Raw genomic sequence first — 17,820 nt, forward strand, 5'->3', positions numbered from 1 at the left:
TCCATTTCTCCGTTCGGCCTCTCAGGGGCGACCACCCTGTAGGAGCGAGCTTGCTCGCGATGGTCGTTAACGATAAAGCGGGCTTTCTGGATGAAAGCGGCGTCTGGACGTTTTTCGCGAGCAAGCTCGCTCCTACAATGGATTCCGCGTGCGCATTTGCTTCTCACCACTCAATAACGCTGATACTTCGAACCAAACTCAGGACGGTTTTCAGCCACGTAAAGTGTGCTCGCCTGGCTAGCTTTATGTTCAACACCAACCGTGTTCACATTCAACGTAGCTGACTGACTGACCTTTGCCGTCGCGACCACTGACGAAGTGGCATGCGGCGCCGCGATTGCCGATGTAGCACCAAAAACAGACAGGACGAAACCAAGACCGATAATGCTTTTCATGATGTTGCTCCAGTAGCGGGAAGAAGATGGGGCTACTGTAGAGCTGAAGCTTCACGATGAAAAAACACCCTGACGCATAGTCGTTATCGAGAACGTTAATCCGGCCAGTGCACCTTTGGATAAGCAAAAAGCCCGGGAAATCCGGGCTTTTGGGTGTTTCTGTTTGCTGCGCGATCAATAACGCTGATATTTCGAACCGAACTCGGCGCGGTTGTCCGCAACGATCACACCCCTTGCACGGCGTTGCTCGGGCTGACCAGCGCGACACGTTCACGCAGTTCCTGCAGACGATCAGCACCGCCTTCAGCGACGCGATTTTCGATCAGTCGGTCCGAACCGCCTTCCACCAGCAGTTGCTGGACCTGGCTGTGGGGTGCGGCGCTCACGGTATTGGCCGAGGCCAGGTTCGACAGGCCAAGACCGCCTGCCAGTACCAGACCGAGTCCCAGGGAGGAGACTTTCGAGAACTTGAACATGGGTGATTCTCCGTGCGTTTGGTTTAAGTGAGTCGTTAGCGGCTGCTATCCGTTGAACACAGTTAAACGCTCGGGTGTATCAGTGATGTGTGCGCGATCAGGTCGAAATCAGGGGCCGCGTATCTGTCGCGGGTTCTTATACAGAAGGATACAAATCCCCGGGAAATATCCCCTCTGCTATGTCGGGTAACCCTTCATGACTGCGCACCGAGCAATTCCACAGGGTAGGAAAACACGTAGCCTTCGCTACGCACGGTTTTGATGTAGGTCGATTCCCGCGAGTCATCCATCAGCCGTTGACGCAGGCGGCTCACCAGCAAATCGATGGAACGGTCGAACAGGTCGGCGTCGCGGCCCTGGGTCAGGTTCAGTAACTGGTCACGGCTGAGCACCCGTTGCGGATGATCGAGGAACACGCGCAACAGTCGATACTCGGCGCCGCTGAGGGCGACCATGGTGCCGTCTTCGTCCAGCAGGTGCCGGGCAGTGGTGTCCAGGCGCCAGCGACCGAAACCCAGCAATCGACCGCTTTCGGTAATCAGCAGGTTGGGCGGCAGCATCCGGGTGCGGCGCAGCACGGCGTTGATCCGCGCCAGCAGTTCGCGGGCGGCGAAGGGTTTGGTCAGGTAATCATCGGCGCCCATTTCAAGGCCGAGGATGCGATCGGTTTCGTCGTTGCGTGCGGTGAGCATCAGAATCGGCGTGGCTTTGTGCTTGCCCGAGCGCAATTCGCGGCACAGCAGCAGGCCGTCATCGCCGGGCATCATTATGTCCAGCACGATCAGATCCACGGTGTTGGCTTCGAGAAAGCTGCGCATCTGCCGGCCATCGGCAACCACCGTGGTGCGCAGGCCGTTCTTCTTCAGGTAATTGCCGACCAGTTCGCGGATCTCGCGATCGTCGTCGACGATCAGGATGTGGTTCACATGGTCCATCGCTCAACCCTTTTGTTATTGCAGCCGATCGGATGATCGCTCCCACGCGGGAGCGTGGGAACGATCATCAGCCATGGTTACGCCACCACGCGGTAACACGGCACATACGCCGCGCCGCCCGGCAGTTTCATTCGATGCTGGGCCACGAACGCCTTGAGCAGTTGATCCAGCGGCTGCATCACCGCCGCGTCGCCACGGATCTGATACGGGCCATGTTCTTCGATCAGGCGGATGCCCTTGTCCTTGACGTTGCCGGCGACGATGCCAGAGAACGCGCGACGCAGGTTGGCGGCCAGTTCGTGGGCCGGCAGCTCGCGGCTGAGTTTCAGGTTAGCCATGTTTTCGTGGGTCGGATCGAACGGGCGCTGGAAGCCTTCGTCGATCTTCAGCAGCCAGTTGAAATGAAACGCGTCGTTGCGCTCGCGGCGGAACTGTTTCACCGCTTTCAGGCCCTGAGTCATCTGCCGTGCGACTTCTGCCGGGTCGTCGATGATGATCTCGTAATGTTGCTTCGCCGCTTCACCCAGGGTGGCGCCGACGAACGCGTCCAGTTGCTCCAGATACGGCGCGGCGTGTTTCGGCCCGGTGAGGACGACGGGGAAGGGCAGGCCCTTGTTGTCCGGGTGCATCAGGATGCCGAGCAGGTACAGGAATTCTTCGGCCGTGCCCGCGCCGCCCGGGAAAATGATGATGCCGTGGCCCACGCGCACGAACGCTTCCAGGCGTTTTTCGATGTCCGGCAGGATCACCAGCTCGTTGACGATCGGGTTCGGCGCTTCGGCGGCGATGATGCCGGGTTCGGTCAAACCGAGGTAACGACCGCCGTGGATGCGCTGCTTGGCGTGGGCGATGGTCGCGCCTTTCATCGGGCCTTTCATCACGCCGGGGCCGCAACCGGTGCAGATGTCGAGGCTGCGCAGGCCCAGTTCGTGGCCGACTTTCTTGGTGTATTTGTATTCTTCGGTGTTGATCGAGTGGCCACCCCAGCACACTACAATCTTCGGCTCCACGCCGGGGCGCAGGGTGCGGGCGTTGCGCAGCAGGTGGAACACGTAGTCGCTGATGCCTTGGGAATTGCTCAGGTCGATGCGCTGGCTGTCGAGTTCGTTTTCGGTGTAAACGATGTCGCGCAGGGCGCTGAACAGCATTTCCCGGGTGCTGGCGATCATCTCGCCGTCGACGAAGGCGTCGGCCGGGGCGTTCAACAGTTCCAGGCGCACGCCACGGTCCTGCTGGTGAATGCGGATCTCGAAGTCCTTATAGGCTTCGAGAATGGTTTTGGCGTTATCAACATGGGCGCCGGTATTGAGGATGGCCAGGGCGCACTGGCGGAAGAGGGTGTAGGTGCTGCCGGATCCGGCTTCGCTCAGTTGCTGTACTTCACGTTGAGAGAGGGTTTCCAGGCTGCCTTTCGGGCTCACCGAGGCGTTGATTACTTGTCGTTGGGACATTCAATGATCCTTAAAACGATGTCACCCGCCGAGGCCGCATGACATCCGAATAGTATGTATCCATAAAAGAAGATGGCACGAACTGCGCGGTATCGCCACGTTCCCCTTTGACGATGAAAAGATGAAAAGGAGCTCCAGCATAGCTAAATCCCGCGCAGAGGCGATAATGCCTCGCAGTCTTTTTGCCCACGCCCCTGAGGAAACCCGTCGCGATGTTCGAAATCCAGCCGCAGAATCCCGAAATCTATCGACGTCAGACGCGTCGCAGCACGATCATCATCGCCCTGGTTTTCCTGGCCTTGGCGATGGTGCTGTCGACTGCGGCGGTGGCGATGTTCGGCGAGCCGGGGGGTGACAACCTACGCTTCAATGTGGGTGGCGTGTTTGTCGCGGTGCTGCTGATGGCCGCGCTGATGCGCGGCACGTTCTGGAATCAGGAGTGGATGGCGCCCGCCGTGTACGGCTGGCAGCTCAAGCGCAGCCTGATGAGCATTACCAACGTCATGCATCAGGTGACGGCGGCGGTGGAGAGGGGGGATCCGAGTGCCATGAAGCTCCTGCGCTTCTATCATTTGGGGTTGAACCAGATGCACGAGCTGGACGGCAACTCCAGTGATCACAGCCAACTGATTCGCGAGATGGACCTGCACAAGGCCCGCATGGAAGCGCTGGGCATCGAGACTGAGCAGACGCAATTGAACCCGGCGTGGCTTGAGGTGGTGAAACAGACGCCGCCGTAACCGGTGCGATGCCAGGGCATCGTGATAATAAAAGGCGGATGGGATCAGTCGCCATTCATCGAAATTCAGGAAGTGTCATGGGACATCCGTCAGTCAAAGACCGAATCGAACAAACCCGCCACGGCGTGCCTCTGGTCACCGAGCAGGACGGGGCAAAGCTCAAGGTCCGCTCCGCGGTGGTCCTGCTCGTCGCCGTGTGCCTGTCCATGATCGCCATCGTGATCTGGGAAACCTGGAATTCGCGCCAGTACCATCTGCATGACAAAGAAGTGGCAATGTCCAACCTTGCGCGGACCCTGGCCTCGCAAGCGCAGGCGACGATCAAGCAAGCCGATACGCTGCTGTTTACGCTGGTGGAGCGCCTGGAAAACGACGGCTTCGCCCCGGCCCGGTTGTCTTACCTGGAACGCTTGCTCAGTGCCCAGCGCAGTGAGCTGAGCCAGTTGCACGGCATGTTCGTCTACGACGAGGAGGGACGCTGGATCGCCAATTCTAACGGCGCAGCGGTACCCGAGGCCAACAACGCCGACCGTGAATATTTCATCTTCCATCGCGATCATCCAGACCGTGGGCCACACATCGGCCCGTCGATCAAAAGCCGTTCTAGCGGCGAGTGGATCATGACGGTATCGCGCAGGATCAATCATGCCGATGGCCGCTTTGCCGGTGTCGCGCTGGCGACGATCTACCTCAGCCATTTTCTGTCCCTGTACGACGGCATCGACATGGGCCGCAACGGCGTGATCAACCTGATCGCCGACAACGCCACCATCGTCGTTCGCCGGCCATTCAAAGAAGCGGAAATCGGTACCAGCCTCGCCAACGGCCCGTTGTTCAAGCAATTGTTGCCCACGGGCAACTCAGGGACGGCAACTGTCAAGTCCGTTATCGATGGCGTCGAACGGGTCGTGGGGTTTCGCCGGGTCGAGGGGTATCCGCTGATCGTTTTCGCCGCGGTCGAAAAAGATGAAGTCTTGGCCGGCTGGCGTGAGGAATCCTTGCTCAGTGCGGGCATCGTCACGTTGCTGCTGGGCTTTCTCGGCGTGCTGGGTTATCGCCTCATCAGTCTGATGAAGCAGCAGAACCGAATTCAAAACCAGTTGTTGGGTACCCAGGAAAAACTGATCGAGGTCAATCGCCGGCTGGAACTGCTGGCCCTGGAGGACGCGCTGACCGGGCTGTCCAACCGGCGTCAGTTCGATTTGTTCATTCACTCGGAGATGGGGCGCGCCAGGCGCAGTCTGACGGGCCTCGCGTTGCTGATGATTGATGTCGATCACTTCAAGCTGTTCAACGACCACTACGGTCACTTGGCCGGTGATGAGTGTTTGCGCAATATCAGTGCGATCATCACCGAAAATATCCAGCGCCCCGGGGATCTGGCGGCTCGCTATGGCGGCGAAGAGTTTGCGGTGGTGCTGCCCGGGACCGACTATGTCGGGGCATTTCTGGTGGCGGAAAAAATCCGTCGCGCGGTGCTGCACGCCGGTATTCGCCACAGCGAAGGCGCGGAAGGCGTGGTGACGGTCAGTCTGGGCGTCGCCGCTTATGATCCGGCGTCACAAACCCAGGCTGAGGAGCTGATTGGCGCAGCGGACAAGGCCCTTTATGTCGCCAAGGCCAGCGGCAGGAACATGAGCGTCATCGCCAACTGAGCGGCGGGCGTTCAGTCGCCCCCGGTTCTGCAGGCCTGACCTGATTTCCAGCGCCTGATCAGTCGTAGATAGACCAGCACGTTGATCGCCAGCACCACGCTGCCGAGTCCCCACTGAATGGTCGGTGTCAGCCCGCTCGGGTAAATCACCGGCCACACGTAATGTTCAATGAATCCGCCGCCATAGCCGGTTTGCCCGGCCGCATGACGCATGAGGTTTTCCCAGTCCGTCAGCGGGCAGAACAAATGGAAAAACTCGACACACACGCCCCACGCGGCGGCTGGCAGGTGCAACCAGATCAGGTAGCGCCATTTGAGGACCAGCAGCCCGCCGAACAGCACGAACAGGATAAACAACAGGTGAAACAGCACCAGCCCGTCGGCGGCGATTCGGTAAAGCATGTCGGCTCCCTGACACTCGATGCGATCACTTCATGTTACTCGGGCGGGGCGTTAATAGTAGTTCGCAGCAGTGCGCAAAATTGTTCAAGCCATCGGCGGCAACTGCTGGCACAGTCTGACGTCTTTCCCTGTCTGTAGAGCGTTATGTCCAATTCACTCCTTCCGCGCAGCGCCTTTCTTCGCGGCGCCGTGGCGATCATGCCGTTATCCCTGGCGACCGCGCCATGGGGGTTGCTGGCTGGATCCATGGCCATCGAAGCCAATCTCACGCCGCTGCAAGGCCAGGGACTGTCGAGCATCGTATTTGCCGGTGCGGCACAACTGGTGGCCATCGGCATGCTCAAGGGCGGGGCGGGAATCTTTTCGATTCTGCTGACGACGTTGCTGCTGACCTCCCAGCATTTGCTTTACGGGATGAGCATGCGCTCGGTGATTTCGCCATTGCCGGGTCGCTGGCGTGCAGGGTTAGGTTTTTTGCTCACGGACGAGTTGTTCGCCCTGACCAGCCAACATGACAAACAGCAGTTTAACCGCTGGTACGCCCTGGGCGTCGGCTTGACGTTTTATATCGCCTGGAACCTCTTCACCCTCGCCGGCATTGTGCTCGGCAGCAGCATTCCGGGGCTGGAGCATCTGGGACTGGATTTCTCCATTGCAGCGACCTTCATTGCCCTGATCACGCCGGTGGTACGCAGCGTACCGACCGTGGTCTGCGTGGCGGTGTCGCTGTTTTGCTCGGTGTTGTTCAGCTATTGGCAATGGGGTTCGGCGCTGGTGCTGTCGGGGCTGGCGGGCATGACGGCGGGCTTTGTCTGCAATAAATTCTACGGTGGACGCACATGATGGTCTGGGCAGTGATTGTCGGAATGGGGGTTCTGGTGTTCCTCAACCGCTACGTGTTTCTCGAACCGCGCCTGCCTTTGCGCTTGAGCAGCAATGCCCGGCAATTTCTCGGCTTTGCGGTGCCGGGCATGTTGACGGCGATTTGCGGGCCGATTGTGTTCATGCCGGACAAACAGCTGAACCTGCAGTGGGACAACCCGTATCTGATCAGTTCGCTGGTGGCGGTGGGGTTGGTGCTTTACACCCGCAACACCTTGCTCAGCATGCTGTTGAGCATGGGGTTTTTCTTTTTGCTGCGCTGGTGGCTTTGAACCGGGTACTAGAATCTGTTCTACGCTTTACTGGATGACTGATCCCTTAGGAAGAGAGGTGAGCATGGCAACTGAACAACAGCGTCCGGATCCGGACGATGAAGACATGGATGAACCGACGGAAGAAGAGATTGAGCGTGAGAGGCGTTCGTCGCTGACCTGGAAGCATCCTGACGACGGGAAGGAACTGTCAGATCTTGATAAAAAGTTTTAGCTGGAGCCTTTTCCCTGTGGGAGCGGGCTTGCTCGCGAAAGCGTTGTGCCAGTCACCATTTAAGTTGTCTGACACACCGCTTTCGCGAGCAAGCCCGCTCCCACAGGGGGATGGCGTTTGCGCTGGCTGTGAGCGGCCCGATACCCCAGCGTCCTGTCGATCCAGGCATTCAGTTCGTTGACCATCATCGGCGGTCTGCCCGGATAGCGCCCAAGGGTTGAGCGCAGGATAAGTTCATGTCAGTTCATCAATAAGCTCGGCGCCCTGGTTTCTCACGTTACCGACGGCTTTGCCGACTTTGTACCACTCGAAAACTTCACTGCCTTCGCCTTGCAACAGGGCCATCTGTTCGGCGCGTTCTCGTGGTGTGGCTGGATCGAGCCATTCGCGCGCCAGTTCCGGTGATAACACCACCGGGCGTCGGTCATGAACGTCAAGCATGCCGCCGGCGCTGTCGGCGGTAATGATCACGAAGCCGTCGTCGTCTCGCGGTTCTTCGCTAGCGGTGGGAAACCGGCCGATCGCAGCACACAAAATTGGCGCCCGGTCCTGCCGACGGATGAGCCAGGGCTGTCTGGTCGAGTCCCCTGCGTCGACCCATTCAAACCAGTTATCAATGGGCACAATCGCGCGGTGCGGCCAGATGGAGCGGAAGAATGGACCGTGGGCAACCTTTTCGACGCGCGCATTGATTGGCGCCGCGCGATCCTTCGCCCAGTGCGGCCGCCAGCCCCAACGCACCTTGTCGACTACAAGCCCGACGGTTTCCAAGTGAAACAACGCCAGTTGATTCGTTGGCGCGGCGTTGTAGCGGGCCAACGGTTCATTACCGGCGTGGTTGATCAGCGCGTCGGGAATGCTCAGCACCGCCACGAAGTCGTGAATGCCCCGGTACTGCGACAGTCGTCCGCACATCGAGCGAATCCTCCGGCTAGAGGTTTCAGCATAGTCGTGCTTCAAATCACGTGCGCTCGCTGCAACTCGGTCAACGACAATGCCTTCAATTGCGCCAGCAGCGGATCGCGCCGGTCACGGGGATGCGCCAATTGCACAGCCAGTTCCTGGCGAACGCGACTGGGGCTATTGTCCATGACCAGCACCCGGTCGCTGAGGTACAGCGCCTCGTCGACGTCGTGGGTGACCAGCAGCAGAGCGATGTCATGGCGCTTGGCCAGTTGCAGCAGCAAGTCCTGCAGTTTCATCCGGGTGAGGGCGTCCACTGCGCTGAAGGGTTCGTCGAGCAGCAGCACATCGGGCCGCGAGTAGAGACCGCGGGCAATGGCCACGCGCTGCGCCATGCCGCCGGAAAGCGCCTTGGGCAAGGCGTGTGCGAAACCGGTCAGGCCGACTTCATCGATCAGTTGTGTCACCCAGGCTTTGTCGTAATGGCTGTCGGCACTAAAGCCGATGTTTTGCTCGACCGTCAGCCACGGCATCAATCGCGGTTCCTGGAACACGAACGCGACCTCACCGGCGCTGCTGTGGAGTTCACCCTCAAAGTTTTTTTCCAGTCCGGCGACAATCCGCAGCAATGTACTTTTTCCGCAACCACTGGGCCCCAGCAGGCTGACGGTTTCTCGGGGCTGCAATTGCAGGTGAATATTTTGCAACACGGTGGTGGTAGCGAAGGTTTTGCGCTCGACGCGAATGTCCAGCAGGTGGTCAGTCATGGCTCAATCCTCTGCACGTTGGCCATTGAAGGTGTCGCGCCAGGCCAGAAAGCGTCTCTCCAGGCTTGCGAGAATGCCATCGCTGAATTTTCCCAGCAGCGCCAGCACGATGATTGCCGCGAGCACGATGTCTGGGCGGGAAGTTTCGCGGCCGTCACTGAGTAAATAACCCAAGCCTTTGGTCGCGGCGATCAGTTCGGCGGCCACCAGAAACATCCAGGCCAGGCTCATGCCGCTGCGCAATCCGGTGAACAGGCCGGGCAGGGCGGCCGGCAGCAGAATCCGCCGGACCAGGCGCATCCGGCTGAAGCCATACATTTGCCCGACTTCCACCAGTTTGCGGTCGATGTCGCGAATGGCCGCGACGCCGTTGAGGTACACCGGAAAGAACGCGCCGATGGCGATCAGGACGATTTTCGAGGTTTCGTCGATGCCCAGCCATAGCAGCAACAGCGGCACCCAGGCCAGGCTCGGAATTGAACGCAGACCGGCGAACGTCGGTGCCAGCCAGGCTTCGGCTTCGCGGCTCAAGCCGACCCAGGCGGCAAAAACCAGCGCGAGGCTGGCGCCGATGGCGAAACCCAGTAACACCCGCAACAGGCTGGCACTGATGTGTTTCCACAGCGCGCCTTCGGCGAGGTCTCTGAGGGTCAGGGCGATTTCGCTGGGCGCGGGCATTTGGTAGGACGGTAGCCAGCCGATGCGTACGACAAACTCCAATACCAGGATGATCAGCACGGGCAAGGCCAGGCCCTTGAGGCGCAGGCGCCAGGCATTGTTCAAGGGGAGTGTGGCACGACGCGGCGTTGCCAATTCGAGGGGCAAGGGTTTGCTTTTGCTGGTCATGGGTTCTCCAATCACGACGTACAGCACAGGATCAAAAGATCGCAGCCTGCGGCAGATCCATGAAACATGCGTTTCCCTGAGCTGCCGCAGGCTGCGATCTTTTGCTTTTACTGACGAGCCACGGTGTCTTTGAAGCCGGTGTCGATCAGTTGATCGATGACCTGATCGACATTTACCCCGCGACGCACCAACTCTTCGGACACCAGAATCGGCGCGGCAGCCTTGGACGCGATCACATCCTTGGCGGTCAGTTGCGGACTGCTCAGGTCGGTGCGCGACAGTTGCAGCTTCGCCACTTCCAGCGGCAGGCCTGACTCGGTGGCGAGCAGTTTTGCCAGTTCCTCAGGATTTTTCACCGCCCAGTCGCGGGCCTTTTCGTACGCGTTCAGGACAGTTTCGACGGTCTGCGGGTGCTCTTTCGCATAGGTGTCGGTAACGCTAACCACGCCATAGCTGTTGAAGCTGGTGTTGCGATAAAGCAGGCGCGAACCGGCTTGCACCTGGCTCGCGGCCATATGCGGATCGAGACCGGCCCAGGCGTCGACGTCGCCTTTTTCCAGCGCGGTGCGACCGTCCGGGTGCTGCAAATGCACCAGTTCAACATCGTCCTTGCTCAGGCCGGCCTGTTGCAGGCTGCGCAGCGTGAACAGGTACGGGTCGGTGCCTTTGGTGGCGGCGATTTTCTTGCCTTTCAGGTCGGCGACGGTTTTGTAGGGCGAGTCCTTACGTACCACCAGCGCAGTCCATTCGGCGCGGCTGTAGACGTAAACCGATTTGATCGGGCTGCCATTGGCGCGGCTGAGCACCGCGGCGAGGCTGGCGGAGGACGCGAAATCGACGCCGCCGCTGTTGAGGTATTCGAGCGAACGGTTACTGCCCTGACTCAACACCCAACTGACTTTGGTCTGCGGCAGCGCTTTTTCCAGAAAACCGAAGTGCTTGAGCACCAGGCTGACCGGCGAGTAATAGGCATAATCCAGATGCACTTCGGCCGGTGGCGTATCCGCCGCCTGCGCCGCGGGTTGCAGGCTCAACGCAAGGGCGCAGGCACTGAGCCAATACCTGAGTGTGGGAAAACGGACGGTGGACTTCATGAGATCAGCTCCGGCAAAGCGTTGAGTATTTATTTCTAAAAAATCATTTTTATGGATGATTCCTGCTTAAAAGGAATATTGCAGGCTCTGTGCCATGTTGCGGATTTCGCGCTGTATCAAGGGTTGGTGCGGAAACTGAAACGAAGCGCATGTTGCAGGGTAAACAGTGTGTTGGGTCGTTGTTGCTGGGTAAACAGTGTTGGCTGACGGTCATGAGCTTATGCATAAATAGAATTTAAAAATGCCTCTGTGAGAGCGTTATCGTCTATGACGTTCACTTTCAAGGAGCCCCCCATGATCCTGTCCCGATTTGTGCGCGGTCTGTTGATCACCGCGCTGTTTGCCGCGCCAATGACCTACGCCGCCGAGCCCGTCGTCCTGCACGTCGGTGATCAGAACTACTACAACGTGCGCGCCTCGGTGGAGGCATCGGGTGTGTTGGAGGGGGCGCCGTATACCGTCGACTGGAAGCACTTCCAGGCCGCTGCACCACTGGCCGAAGCGCTGAACACCGGTGCGCTGGACCTGGGTTTTCTGGGTGATTCGGGTTTCCTGTTCCTCGCCGCCAAACAGGCGCCGGTGAAGCTGATCGGCGTCTCCCGGCAGAACCCGGACACCATCGCCTTGCTGGTGCCGAAGGATTCACCGGTCAAAACCATCGCCGACCTCAAGGGCAAGAAAATTGCTTACTGGCCCGGTGCCTGGAGCCAGCAATTGACCCTGCGCGCCTTGCAACAAGCCGATCTGCCGGAGGACTACGTCGACTTCATCAAACTGATGCCGATCGATGCCGCCGCCGCGCTGCCACAGGGCAGCATTGATGCCTTCCCGGTCTGGGAACCGTACATTTCCCAGCAGATCCTGTTCTCCGGCGCCCGGCCGATTCTTACCGCCAAGAACCTGATGCCGGGCCTCAGCGCTATCGCCGCGTCCACCCCCTCAATCGACAGCAAACGTGAAGCCATCGCCGATTTTCTGGTGCGGCTGAAAAAAGCTCGGGCGTGGGTCGACAACCACACGGACGAATACGCCGATCTCTGGGCGAAAAAGGCCAACCTCGACCAGAACGTGTCACGCCACTGGTTGCGTCAGGCGCACATGACCGTCGGCCCGGTAGACTCGCAGGCGGCCAAGGATTTGCAGAGCACGGCGGACTTCCTGTTCAAGGTCAAGGCGCTGCCAGCAGCACTGGCGACCGCGCCGATTATCGACAACTCGTTCCAACAGGCTTTTAACCAGTAACCGACGACGCCGGGCAACACCGGAACCAAACACTGTGTACCTTATCCAACCTGCGCCCGCAGCCATGTGCGGGCTCAACGGTCTGGCCAAGGCAAATCATGAAACAGGTGTTCAAGGTTCTCTCTGCATTCGCTGTTGCCATCGGGCTGGCGGGTTGCATCGCTGCTCCCATCGACCTGACGCCGCAGACCGAACAGCGTCTGCGCGCGCAACCGCCGATCCGTTTTCTGCTGACGTTCGACGACGGTCCCAGCGCTTCCAGTTTCTGGAATCCGACCATGACGATCCTCGACAGTCTGGCCACAAACCCGGTGCAACCGAACCTCAAAGCGGTGTTCTTCGTGCAGACCGGGGCGCCACGGGCGGGCGACAGCGACATCGGCCGTGAAGTCATGCGCCGCGAACAGGCAGACGGACAACTACTGGGTTTCCACTCGGCCACTCACTGGCACACCAATCACCGGTCCCTGAGTCCGGAGGAGCTGGAGCAGTCACTGACCAAAGGCAGTGCCGACATCGCCGCGATCACCGGCATACCGCCGACCCTGGTGCGTCCGCCATTCTGGAGCTACGACAAACGAGTCTTCGCGGCCTATCAAAAGCACGGCATGCACGTGTTGCTGACCGACCTGAGCGCCAACGACGGGAAGATCTGGGGCTTCAACGCCAGTCCCCGGCGGCGGTCCAACATGCTGCGGCAGCTGTCTGAAGTGCGCGAGCGCATCGCGTTGGGCGAGCTTCCCACGGTGGACGGTGTGATCCCGGTGGTGGTGACCTTCCACGATCTCAATCGCTATACCGCACGGCATGCTCGGGAGTACTTGCAAATACTGCTGGATAGCGCGCAGGCCACGGGTTTGAAGACAGCGCCGAAGCCGTTTTATGACGATCAGGCCGAGCTGCAGCGGGCGGCGATGGCGCGTACCGTTCGCTCTGGTTCAGAGCCGGTCAAATTGCCCGGAATCTGGAACTGGATCTGGGGCGGGGCGGCTGATTGACGTTGTTGAAAAATGAGTGCCGCGTAGCACTTTTCAGGCCTCAGGCGGTGCGGGAATGAGGAAGCGCAACTATTCTGAACGGGTTGACTCCGATCAGCCGCCAAGGAGGCGTCATTCATGGTTTCAGCTTCTGAACTTAAAAACCAAGGTTAATGGATTGATCCGTGTACCGGTTTACCCTTCGATCCGCCTTGAAGCACCCTACAGAACAAGATTTTGTTTAGATAAGCTCTAGTTCGATAACTGCGGCAAGCCCAAACATTACGAGTAAAAGCCCCCAGCCGGTCCACTGCAAAAGAATCAGCTTTCGTTTCAGATCCGCAGGAAAGTTCTTAAGGTCCTCTGCGTTGGCACCGCCATCTCGTAGATAGAGCTGAGGCGTCGTCATTACTCCCATTATGGCGCCCAGTAAAAACATATTCCCCCAAGGTCCACCGTTTCTTAAAGGTGCTCGAATCATAACCGCCGGGCAGTTCTGCAGGTGATTCAACATCACATCCATCTTCGTATAGGCGAGGTGAAGTGATATGCCAATTATTATGAATAAACCTCCAAAGTCGATTAAACCGACACAAATAACTATTTTGTCAGCGGTACTTATGCTCATTTAATGGCCTCGTAAATTCTTTCACCTATGATTTCTCCACCCTTTCCTAAAGCTTCCCCTGCTGCCAAAGAACTTGCGCCGACCACCAGCAAGCCGCATGCGAAGGTTCCCGCCCCACCAGTTGGCACCCCAAGCGCTGCACAAATAACGCCAGCAGTCGGACCGCTTAGCAGCGCACCAGCAGCAATGCCGCCCGTCAGCCCTCCTAAAAAACCTCCAGTTTCTGTAAATTTCACCTTCTCACAGGCTTCCAGATTCCCTTCTGCGCAAACACCCTGAACCTTGACTACAGACGCTCCACCACCCACTGCCGTACCAACCCAGCCACCATACTTGACGTACTTCGCCGCTTTGGAAACGCCTTCAATATGCGTGGCATAACCGGGTATCTGTCCAACAGCCCCGGCTTTTCTCCAGCGATGAACAAGGCTTTTAGTCGATAGTCCCAACACGTTTTTCAGGTTGGGATGATCCGGGAAGCCGATGCTCTTTTTTGTCAGTTTGGTGAGTTGGGTATCCAACTGACTCAGCATTTGTTTGCGTTCGGCGTAAAACTCAGCGGACTTCAGGTGACCGTTCGCTTGAAAGGTCCGCGTATGCAAGCTCTCAATGTTGCGCAAAATGTCGCCTACTTCGTCCAGATTTTTCGAAAACATCGCCAGCCCCGCGCCGGCCCCGAGTGACCCTTTCGAAATAAAGAATGCAATTTCTTCATAGTGACGCGCCATGAAGTCGGCCTCTTCCGGACTGAGAGGCTCCAGGGCTCTATTTACAGTAGCTGCCGCTTCCATCAACAACGCTTCTTCGAAAGTGCATAGAGGGTTGTTCGGATCGCTGAGAACAATCATCGTTCCGGCTTTTACTTGATCCAGATTCGGGTTCAGGGTCTTGAATTTGGCGATGACGGCGGGGGAGGCTGAAGTGAAAAGCTGAGCTTCCAGTTTGTCAGCAGTTGTACTTCTGGGAACGATGTAGAACCCGGGTTCTTCTAGTGGGACGGCCGCTGGCCATTGCTCTGAGGGGAAAAATTTCAAGTCGGGGACAGGGTGTGGCGAGGAGACTGTTTTGACTGAGTCGGACTTACCCGCAGTGTTTTGTACGTGGACGTAGCGCAGTAAACGCTCTGGGTCAGGTTTTGAAGCGGGTTGAGTGAGCGTCGACGTCGGTATTCTTTTAACCCGATCAGTGATCGCGGCATGAGCTATTCCCGTCAGAGCTTGTGATTGGATGAGCAAGTTGCGTTGTTCTTGCAGGAGTGCCTGTACACCTTGCTCGGGAGTTTTGAGGCCCTGAGCTACATCGTCGGCAATACGCTTCGCGTAATAGGCGACTTCGCGATTGAACTGTTCCCGCGCCATACCGTGCGCAAGATGCCGAGTGCCAAGCGTGCGCGCTTGACCCACCAGTTTGCCCGCAGCACTGTTGATGTCCCCATGCTCATGACGATTTGTATTCATCCCTCTTCGCTCCATGAACTGTAACCGGCGGTTTTAGCCAGGTGGTGGGTCCATGTGATATCGCGGTAACGAATAGCCACCTGTTCTTGTGGCTCGGCGTCGTTTTGAAAAATGGCATGAGGCATTTCGACCGTCAGGTCGGTAATGACACCGCCATTGATAGAAACGGTGTAGAACTTTTCCTGCATGCCAAAGGATGACACGCGGTAAAAACTAATCGTGCAGTTGATCTCCTCTCTGTTTGAAAGCGCCTGGGCGAGTAACGGTGATGATTTGTCGACGGCTTTCGTGATGATGATCGGGTTATGTGTCGACCTGTTGAGGTTCCCGATAGTGGTGATGTTGTGGCTGTAAGACAGCACCATGATTTCATCGGTGTGCGCCGCCTGGTACTTGTTGCCAATAGAGTCCTGGGTTGAACAGCCTGCTGAAATCAATCCTTGGGCTTTACCGTTTATGGTCATGTAACCGTGATTAGCCATAAAAACCACTCCTTGTAGTCAGGAGGGCAGTCTATGCAAAACATGTAAGCAGTTATGTAGTCCTATTCCGAAAATGACGCGGTGGATTGGGCTGATTAACTACAAACGACGTTGAAACGCCCTGACAATCCTGAGCGTGGCGTCGCTTGTCTTCAGGTTGTGTACCGCATCCAGCGGAAACCACATGCAGTCGAAAATTTCATTTTGCGGGCGCGCCTCATTCGAGTTCAGCACCGAGGCCTCGTAGACATGGTGCCGGGTGCCGCCTGAGTCCAGTTCCATCAAGTACAGCAAGTCGTCGACCCCCAACCCGGTTTCTTCCCACAGTTCACGCATGGCCGCCGCCGCGACGGTTTCGCCGCGCTCGACTTTGCCGCCGGGCAGCGTCCAGCGACACCTTGGCTTTCGCACGAGCAGAATGTACCGATCCTGCTCACAAATGACGGTGGCGCGCACTTTCATGTGTTACCTGATTGCTGGTTGTCATAATGTTGGCATAAAACTGCAATATTCAGGTCGCCCTGGGATTTCGGGCCTCTGGTTGGTTGGAGATGTCACAGGGCTTAAAGTGCAACCGACCGAAACCCTGTCGCGACGTCTGGTCGGCGTCTTTGCGAACGGTGGGTGTAAGGTAGCCACGTCGGTTATGAATATCGGTACCGAAATTGGAGGTAGCTTATGAGCGTTGTGATGCTGAATAAGATGCACATGAACGGTTATGACGTACTCAGTGTGAACAACGGCCCCTGGCGGGTATGCACCCAAGGGGATCGGTTGGGAGCCTTTGGTAGCCGGGAGGAGGCGCTGGCCTTTGCGGCGTCACTTCCTGGTTACAAGGCGCGGACGAAAAGGCCGTCCGATAGCCGCAAAACCCAAAAATAGCTGGCTCAAGCCCCGGTATGCCGGGGCTTTTCATATTTCGCAGGCGGGTCAATAACCGCCGCTGCCCAGCGCGAGTAGCGGCTCCTTCAGTGTGTCTTGTTTCGACTGATAGCCTTGGCTTTCACTTCCTCGGCATAGCCCGCCAGCCGTTGTTCATCGCCCTGGAACAAATCGCACAGCCGCAGGACTGCCTGTGCATCGACATCATTGCCAGCCTGGCGTAGCTGATCTGCCAAACGCAGAAGCTCTACCGCCGACCATCTCAGATCCGACGCAACGCTTTGCAGGTCGCGCCGAAGTTCGTTTTCAGATTCGTTAAGCCACATGACGACCTCCTGAACATCTCTGCTACGCAATTTTAGTCCCGATTCCCGGATCATGACGTTTTGTTCGTCTGAACACCGGTGCAACCTTTGGTCGGGAAGTTGGACTAGAAAGGGTAGATCTGGTGTCGTACTCAGGTGGTGAACTGTCGCTAGGGCGAGGCAAATTCAAATGACGACGACCGATGATTTTAGATTTCACGCACATGAGCTGATCGTCGATCTGGACGCGGCGACCACGGAAATGATGAAGCTGATCTCGGCGCATCAACTGAGCGGCCCGGAATGGGAGCGGGTGAGCCAGTGGCAACATGAGGCGTATGAACGGTGGATGACCTATTTGAACGCAAGGTCCTATCCGGACCCCAACACTGAGAACGCCCCACATTGAGTGCTGCTCAATCAATGGATGTCTGCTGAACGACGCGCTACATTTCCTTTTTCAGATTAAGGATGCGTCATGCGGACGTTGATGGCGGGAGTCGGGGTGGCGTTACTGGCAGGGTGCTCATTGCCCGCTTCTGTGGTGCCGGGTGAGCCGAATGTCAGCAAGTACAGCGAAAAAGCACCGAAGGAGTATGCCGCCTGCGTGCTGCCGGCGTGGCAGAAGGAAATTCCCGGCGCTGCTCAAACGGGGATTTCCAATGGCTACCGGATCACGGCCCCCAGCATCATCACGGCTGACGAAATTGTCGATGTCGTGAAATCCAGGGATGGCAGCCATGTATCGCTTTATCAGGGGCCGCCCTGGGCAAAATCCGGCGCGCTGCGCCAAGCCGTTCGCGACTGCCTGTAGGA

Annotated in this window: 24 protein-coding genes; 10 read left to right on the forward strand and 14 right to left on the reverse strand. The window is 57.9% G+C overall.

Translation table 11 applies throughout. The features are described 5' to 3' along the window. Window positions 1–170: 170 nt before the first annotated feature. The 4 genes from ACYZT9_RS11860 to ppnN all read right to left on the reverse strand — a co-directional run bounded on the left by ACYZT9_RS11860 (window position 171) and on the right by ppnN (window position 3,257). Window positions 171–395: a hypothetical protein gene (locus ACYZT9_RS11860; protein WP_462009939.1), complete on the reverse strand. Its 225-nt coding sequence runs from the start codon at window positions 393–395 to the stop codon at window positions 171–173. Between the two features lie 224 nt (window positions 396–619). After that, complete coding sequence (locus tag ACYZT9_RS11865; RefSeq protein ID WP_462009940.1) at window positions 620–871, reverse strand: phage infection protein; 252 nt, start codon at window positions 869–871, stop codon at window positions 620–622. Window positions 872–1,065: 194 nt separating this feature from the next. Beyond that, the gene (locus tag ACYZT9_RS11870) at window positions 1,066–1,806 is read right to left on the reverse strand and encodes a response regulator (RefSeq protein ID WP_462009941.1); all 741 of its coding nucleotides are present in this window, start codon (window positions 1,804–1,806) and stop codon (window positions 1,066–1,068) included. Window positions 1,807–1,883: 77 nt separating this feature from the next. After that, the gene (gene ppnN, locus ACYZT9_RS11875) at window positions 1,884–3,257 is read right to left on the reverse strand and encodes a nucleotide 5'-monophosphate nucleosidase PpnN (RefSeq protein WP_462009942.1); all 1,374 of its coding nucleotides are present in this window, start codon (window positions 3,255–3,257) and stop codon (window positions 1,884–1,886) included. 212 nt (window positions 3,258–3,469) lie between these two features. Between ppnN and ACYZT9_RS11880 the strand changes: the two genes are divergently transcribed. Continuing rightward, on the forward strand, window positions 3,470–3,997 hold the full coding sequence (locus tag ACYZT9_RS11880) for a DUF3087 domain-containing protein (RefSeq protein WP_462009943.1): 528 nt from the start codon (window positions 3,470–3,472) through the stop codon (window positions 3,995–3,997). A 77-nt stretch (window positions 3,998–4,074) separates the two neighbouring features. Further along, window positions 4,075–5,652 (forward strand): sensor domain-containing diguanylate cyclase, encoded by a 1,578-nt coding sequence (locus tag ACYZT9_RS11885; protein ID WP_462009944.1) that lies wholly within the window; start codon window positions 4,075–4,077, stop codon window positions 5,650–5,652. A gap of 11 nt (window positions 5,653–5,663) precedes the next feature. On the opposite strand, the gene ACYZT9_RS11890 is transcribed toward ACYZT9_RS11885, so the two are convergent. Further along, the gene (locus ACYZT9_RS11890; RefSeq protein WP_462009945.1) at window positions 5,664–6,053 is read right to left on the reverse strand and encodes a DUF2784 domain-containing protein; all 390 of its coding nucleotides are present in this window, start codon (window positions 6,051–6,053) and stop codon (window positions 5,664–5,666) included. Window positions 6,054–6,197: 144 nt separating this feature from the next. Here ACYZT9_RS11890 and ACYZT9_RS11895 point away from each other — a divergent pair, with 144 nt between their 5' ends. From ACYZT9_RS11895 to ACYZT9_RS11905, 3 genes are all read left to right on the forward strand, one after another. Further along, a complete protein-coding gene (locus ACYZT9_RS11895; protein ID WP_462009946.1) occupies window positions 6,198–6,896 on the forward strand; it encodes an AzlC family ABC transporter permease in 699 nt (232 codons plus the stop codon). Next, a complete protein-coding gene (locus ACYZT9_RS11900) occupies window positions 6,896–7,207 on the forward strand; it encodes an AzlD domain-containing protein (protein ID WP_462010208.1) in 312 nt (103 codons plus the stop codon). Before ACYZT9_RS11895 ends, ACYZT9_RS11900 begins: the two co-directional genes overlap by 1 nt. Before the next feature lie 64 nt (window positions 7,208–7,271). Continuing rightward, entirely contained in the window at window positions 7,272–7,421 is a 150-nt protein-coding gene (locus ACYZT9_RS11905) for a hypothetical protein (protein ID WP_462009947.1), read from the forward strand. Between the two features lie 234 nt (window positions 7,422–7,655). Here ACYZT9_RS11905 and ACYZT9_RS11910 read toward each other — a convergent pair whose 3' ends face one another. From ACYZT9_RS11910 to ACYZT9_RS11925, 4 genes are all read right to left on the reverse strand, one after another. Next, on the reverse strand, window positions 7,656–8,336 hold the full coding sequence (locus ACYZT9_RS11910; protein ID WP_462009948.1) for an SOS response-associated peptidase: 681 nt from the start codon (window positions 8,334–8,336) through the stop codon (window positions 7,656–7,658). A 41-nt stretch (window positions 8,337–8,377) separates the two neighbouring features. Next, window positions 8,378–9,091: an ABC transporter ATP-binding protein gene (locus ACYZT9_RS11915; RefSeq protein ID WP_462009949.1), complete on the reverse strand. Its 714-nt coding sequence runs from the start codon at window positions 9,089–9,091 to the stop codon at window positions 8,378–8,380. Between the two features lie 3 nt (window positions 9,092–9,094). Next, the gene (locus tag ACYZT9_RS11920) at window positions 9,095–9,937 is read right to left on the reverse strand and encodes an ABC transporter permease (protein WP_462009950.1); all 843 of its coding nucleotides are present in this window, start codon (window positions 9,935–9,937) and stop codon (window positions 9,095–9,097) included. A 107-nt stretch (window positions 9,938–10,044) separates the two neighbouring features. After that, window positions 10,045–11,031 carry an aliphatic sulfonate ABC transporter substrate-binding protein gene (locus tag ACYZT9_RS11925; RefSeq protein WP_462009951.1) on the reverse strand — a complete coding sequence of 329 codons (987 nt, stop codon included), beginning with the start codon at window positions 11,029–11,031 and terminating at the stop codon, window positions 10,045–10,047. A gap of 351 nt (window positions 11,032–11,382) precedes the next feature. Here ACYZT9_RS11925 and ACYZT9_RS11930 point away from each other — a divergent pair, with 351 nt between their 5' ends. Together ACYZT9_RS11930 and ACYZT9_RS11935 are read left to right on the forward strand one after the other, a co-directional pair. Beyond that, window positions 11,383–12,273 carry an ABC transporter substrate-binding protein gene (locus ACYZT9_RS11930; protein ID WP_462010209.1) on the forward strand — a complete coding sequence of 297 codons (891 nt, stop codon included), beginning with the start codon at window positions 11,383–11,385 and terminating at the stop codon, window positions 12,271–12,273. Between the two features lie 98 nt (window positions 12,274–12,371). Beyond that, the gene (locus ACYZT9_RS11935) at window positions 12,372–13,271 is read left to right on the forward strand and encodes a polysaccharide deacetylase family protein (protein WP_462009952.1); all 900 of its coding nucleotides are present in this window, start codon (window positions 12,372–12,374) and stop codon (window positions 13,269–13,271) included. 220 nt (window positions 13,272–13,491) lie between these two features. Here the strand turns inward: ACYZT9_RS11935 and ACYZT9_RS11940 are convergent, their stop codons facing one another. The 4 genes from ACYZT9_RS11940 to ACYZT9_RS11955 form a co-directional block, all read right to left on the reverse strand. Continuing rightward, entirely contained in the window at window positions 13,492–13,878 is a 387-nt protein-coding gene (locus ACYZT9_RS11940; protein WP_462009953.1) for a hypothetical protein, read from the reverse strand. Then, window positions 13,875–15,335 carry a hypothetical protein gene (locus ACYZT9_RS11945; protein ID WP_462009954.1) on the reverse strand — a complete coding sequence of 487 codons (1,461 nt, stop codon included), beginning with the start codon at window positions 15,333–15,335 and terminating at the stop codon, window positions 13,875–13,877. Before ACYZT9_RS11945 ends, ACYZT9_RS11940 begins: the two co-directional genes overlap by 4 nt. Continuing rightward, window positions 15,332–15,817: an Hcp family type VI secretion system effector gene (locus tag ACYZT9_RS11950; protein ID WP_462009955.1), complete on the reverse strand. Its 486-nt coding sequence runs from the start codon at window positions 15,815–15,817 to the stop codon at window positions 15,332–15,334. Before ACYZT9_RS11950 ends, ACYZT9_RS11945 begins: the two co-directional genes overlap by 4 nt. A 99-nt stretch (window positions 15,818–15,916) precedes the next feature. After that, entirely contained in the window at window positions 15,917–16,279 is a 363-nt protein-coding gene (locus ACYZT9_RS11955; protein ID WP_462009956.1) for an NUDIX hydrolase, read from the reverse strand. 216 nt (window positions 16,280–16,495) lie between these two features. On the opposite strand from ACYZT9_RS11955, the gene ACYZT9_RS11960 reads away from it, so the two are divergent. Beyond that, window positions 16,496–16,699, forward strand: a complete 204-nt coding sequence (locus ACYZT9_RS11960; RefSeq protein ID WP_462009957.1) for an SPOR domain-containing protein — start codon at window positions 16,496–16,498, stop codon at window positions 16,697–16,699. Window positions 16,700–16,785: 86 nt separating this feature from the next. On the opposite strand, the gene ACYZT9_RS11965 is transcribed toward ACYZT9_RS11960, so the two are convergent. Beyond that, complete coding sequence (locus ACYZT9_RS11965) at window positions 16,786–17,025, reverse strand: hypothetical protein (protein WP_462009958.1); 240 nt, start codon at window positions 17,023–17,025, stop codon at window positions 16,786–16,788. A gap of 169 nt (window positions 17,026–17,194) precedes the next feature. Here ACYZT9_RS11965 and ACYZT9_RS11970 point away from each other — a divergent pair, with 169 nt between their 5' ends. Beyond that, complete coding sequence (locus ACYZT9_RS11970) at window positions 17,195–17,413, forward strand: hypothetical protein (RefSeq protein ID WP_462009959.1); 219 nt, start codon at window positions 17,195–17,197, stop codon at window positions 17,411–17,413. Window positions 17,414–17,482: 69 nt separating this feature from the next. Then, window positions 17,483–17,818 carry a hypothetical protein gene (locus ACYZT9_RS11975; RefSeq protein ID WP_462009960.1) on the forward strand — a complete coding sequence of 112 codons (336 nt, stop codon included), beginning with the start codon at window positions 17,483–17,485 and terminating at the stop codon, window positions 17,816–17,818. Window positions 17,819–17,820 lie beyond the last annotated feature (2 nt).

It is taken from the genome of Pseudomonas sp. ZT5P21 (assembly GCF_054897785.1).

Coding starts and splice junctions, on each gene's coding strand:
- ACYZT9_RS11860 (WP_462009939.1), bottom strand. CDS start 395: ATGAAAAGCATTATCGGTCTTGGTTTCGTCCTGTCTGTTTTTGGTGCT.
- ACYZT9_RS11865 (WP_462009940.1), bottom strand. CDS start 871: ATGTTCAAGTTCTCGAAAGTCTCCTCCCTGGGACTCGGTCTGGTACTG.
- ACYZT9_RS11870 (WP_462009941.1), bottom strand. CDS start 1,806: ATGGACCATGTGAACCACATCCTGATCGTCGACGACGATCGCGAGATC.
- ppnN (WP_462009942.1), bottom strand. CDS start 3,257: ATGTCCCAACGACAAGTAATCAACGCCTCGGTGAGCCCGAAAGGCAGC.
- ACYZT9_RS11880 (WP_462009943.1), top strand. CDS start 3,470: ATGTTCGAAATCCAGCCGCAGAATCCCGAAATCTATCGACGTCAGACG.
- ACYZT9_RS11885 (WP_462009944.1), top strand. CDS start 4,075: ATGGGACATCCGTCAGTCAAAGACCGAATCGAACAAACCCGCCACGGC.
- ACYZT9_RS11890 (WP_462009945.1), bottom strand. CDS start 6,053: ATGCTTTACCGAATCGCCGCCGACGGGCTGGTGCTGTTTCACCTGTTG.
- ACYZT9_RS11895 (WP_462009946.1), top strand. CDS start 6,198: ATGTCCAATTCACTCCTTCCGCGCAGCGCCTTTCTTCGCGGCGCCGTG.
- ACYZT9_RS11900 (WP_462010208.1), top strand. CDS start 6,896: ATGGTCTGGGCAGTGATTGTCGGAATGGGGGTTCTGGTGTTCCTCAAC.
- ACYZT9_RS11905 (WP_462009947.1), top strand. CDS start 7,272: ATGGCAACTGAACAACAGCGTCCGGATCCGGACGATGAAGACATGGAT.
- ACYZT9_RS11910 (WP_462009948.1), bottom strand. CDS start 8,336: ATGTGCGGACGACTGTCGCAGTACCGGGGCATTCACGACTTCGTGGCG.
- ACYZT9_RS11915 (WP_462009949.1), bottom strand. CDS start 9,091: ATGACTGACCACCTGCTGGACATTCGCGTCGAGCGCAAAACCTTCGCT.
- ACYZT9_RS11920 (WP_462009950.1), bottom strand. CDS start 9,937: ATGACCAGCAAAAGCAAACCCTTGCCCCTCGAATTGGCAACGCCGCGT.
- ACYZT9_RS11925 (WP_462009951.1), bottom strand. CDS start 11,031: ATGAAGTCCACCGTCCGTTTTCCCACACTCAGGTATTGGCTCAGTGCC.
- ACYZT9_RS11930 (WP_462010209.1), top strand. CDS start 11,383: ATGACCTACGCCGCCGAGCCCGTCGTCCTGCACGTCGGTGATCAGAAC.
- ACYZT9_RS11935 (WP_462009952.1), top strand. CDS start 12,372: ATGAAACAGGTGTTCAAGGTTCTCTCTGCATTCGCTGTTGCCATCGGG.
- ACYZT9_RS11940 (WP_462009953.1), bottom strand. CDS start 13,878: ATGAGCATAAGTACCGCTGACAAAATAGTTATTTGTGTCGGTTTAATC.
- ACYZT9_RS11945 (WP_462009954.1), bottom strand. CDS start 15,335: ATGAATACAAATCGTCATGAGCATGGGGACATCAACAGTGCTGCGGGC.
- ACYZT9_RS11950 (WP_462009955.1), bottom strand. CDS start 15,817: ATGGCTAATCACGGTTACATGACCATAAACGGTAAAGCCCAAGGATTG.
- ACYZT9_RS11955 (WP_462009956.1), bottom strand. CDS start 16,279: ATGAAAGTGCGCGCCACCGTCATTTGTGAGCAGGATCGGTACATTCTG.
- ACYZT9_RS11960 (WP_462009957.1), top strand. CDS start 16,496: ATGAGCGTTGTGATGCTGAATAAGATGCACATGAACGGTTATGACGTA.
- ACYZT9_RS11965 (WP_462009958.1), bottom strand. CDS start 17,025: ATGTGGCTTAACGAATCTGAAAACGAACTTCGGCGCGACCTGCAAAGC.
- ACYZT9_RS11970 (WP_462009959.1), top strand. CDS start 17,195: ATGACGACGACCGATGATTTTAGATTTCACGCACATGAGCTGATCGTC.
- ACYZT9_RS11975 (WP_462009960.1), top strand. CDS start 17,483: ATGCGGACGTTGATGGCGGGAGTCGGGGTGGCGTTACTGGCAGGGTGC.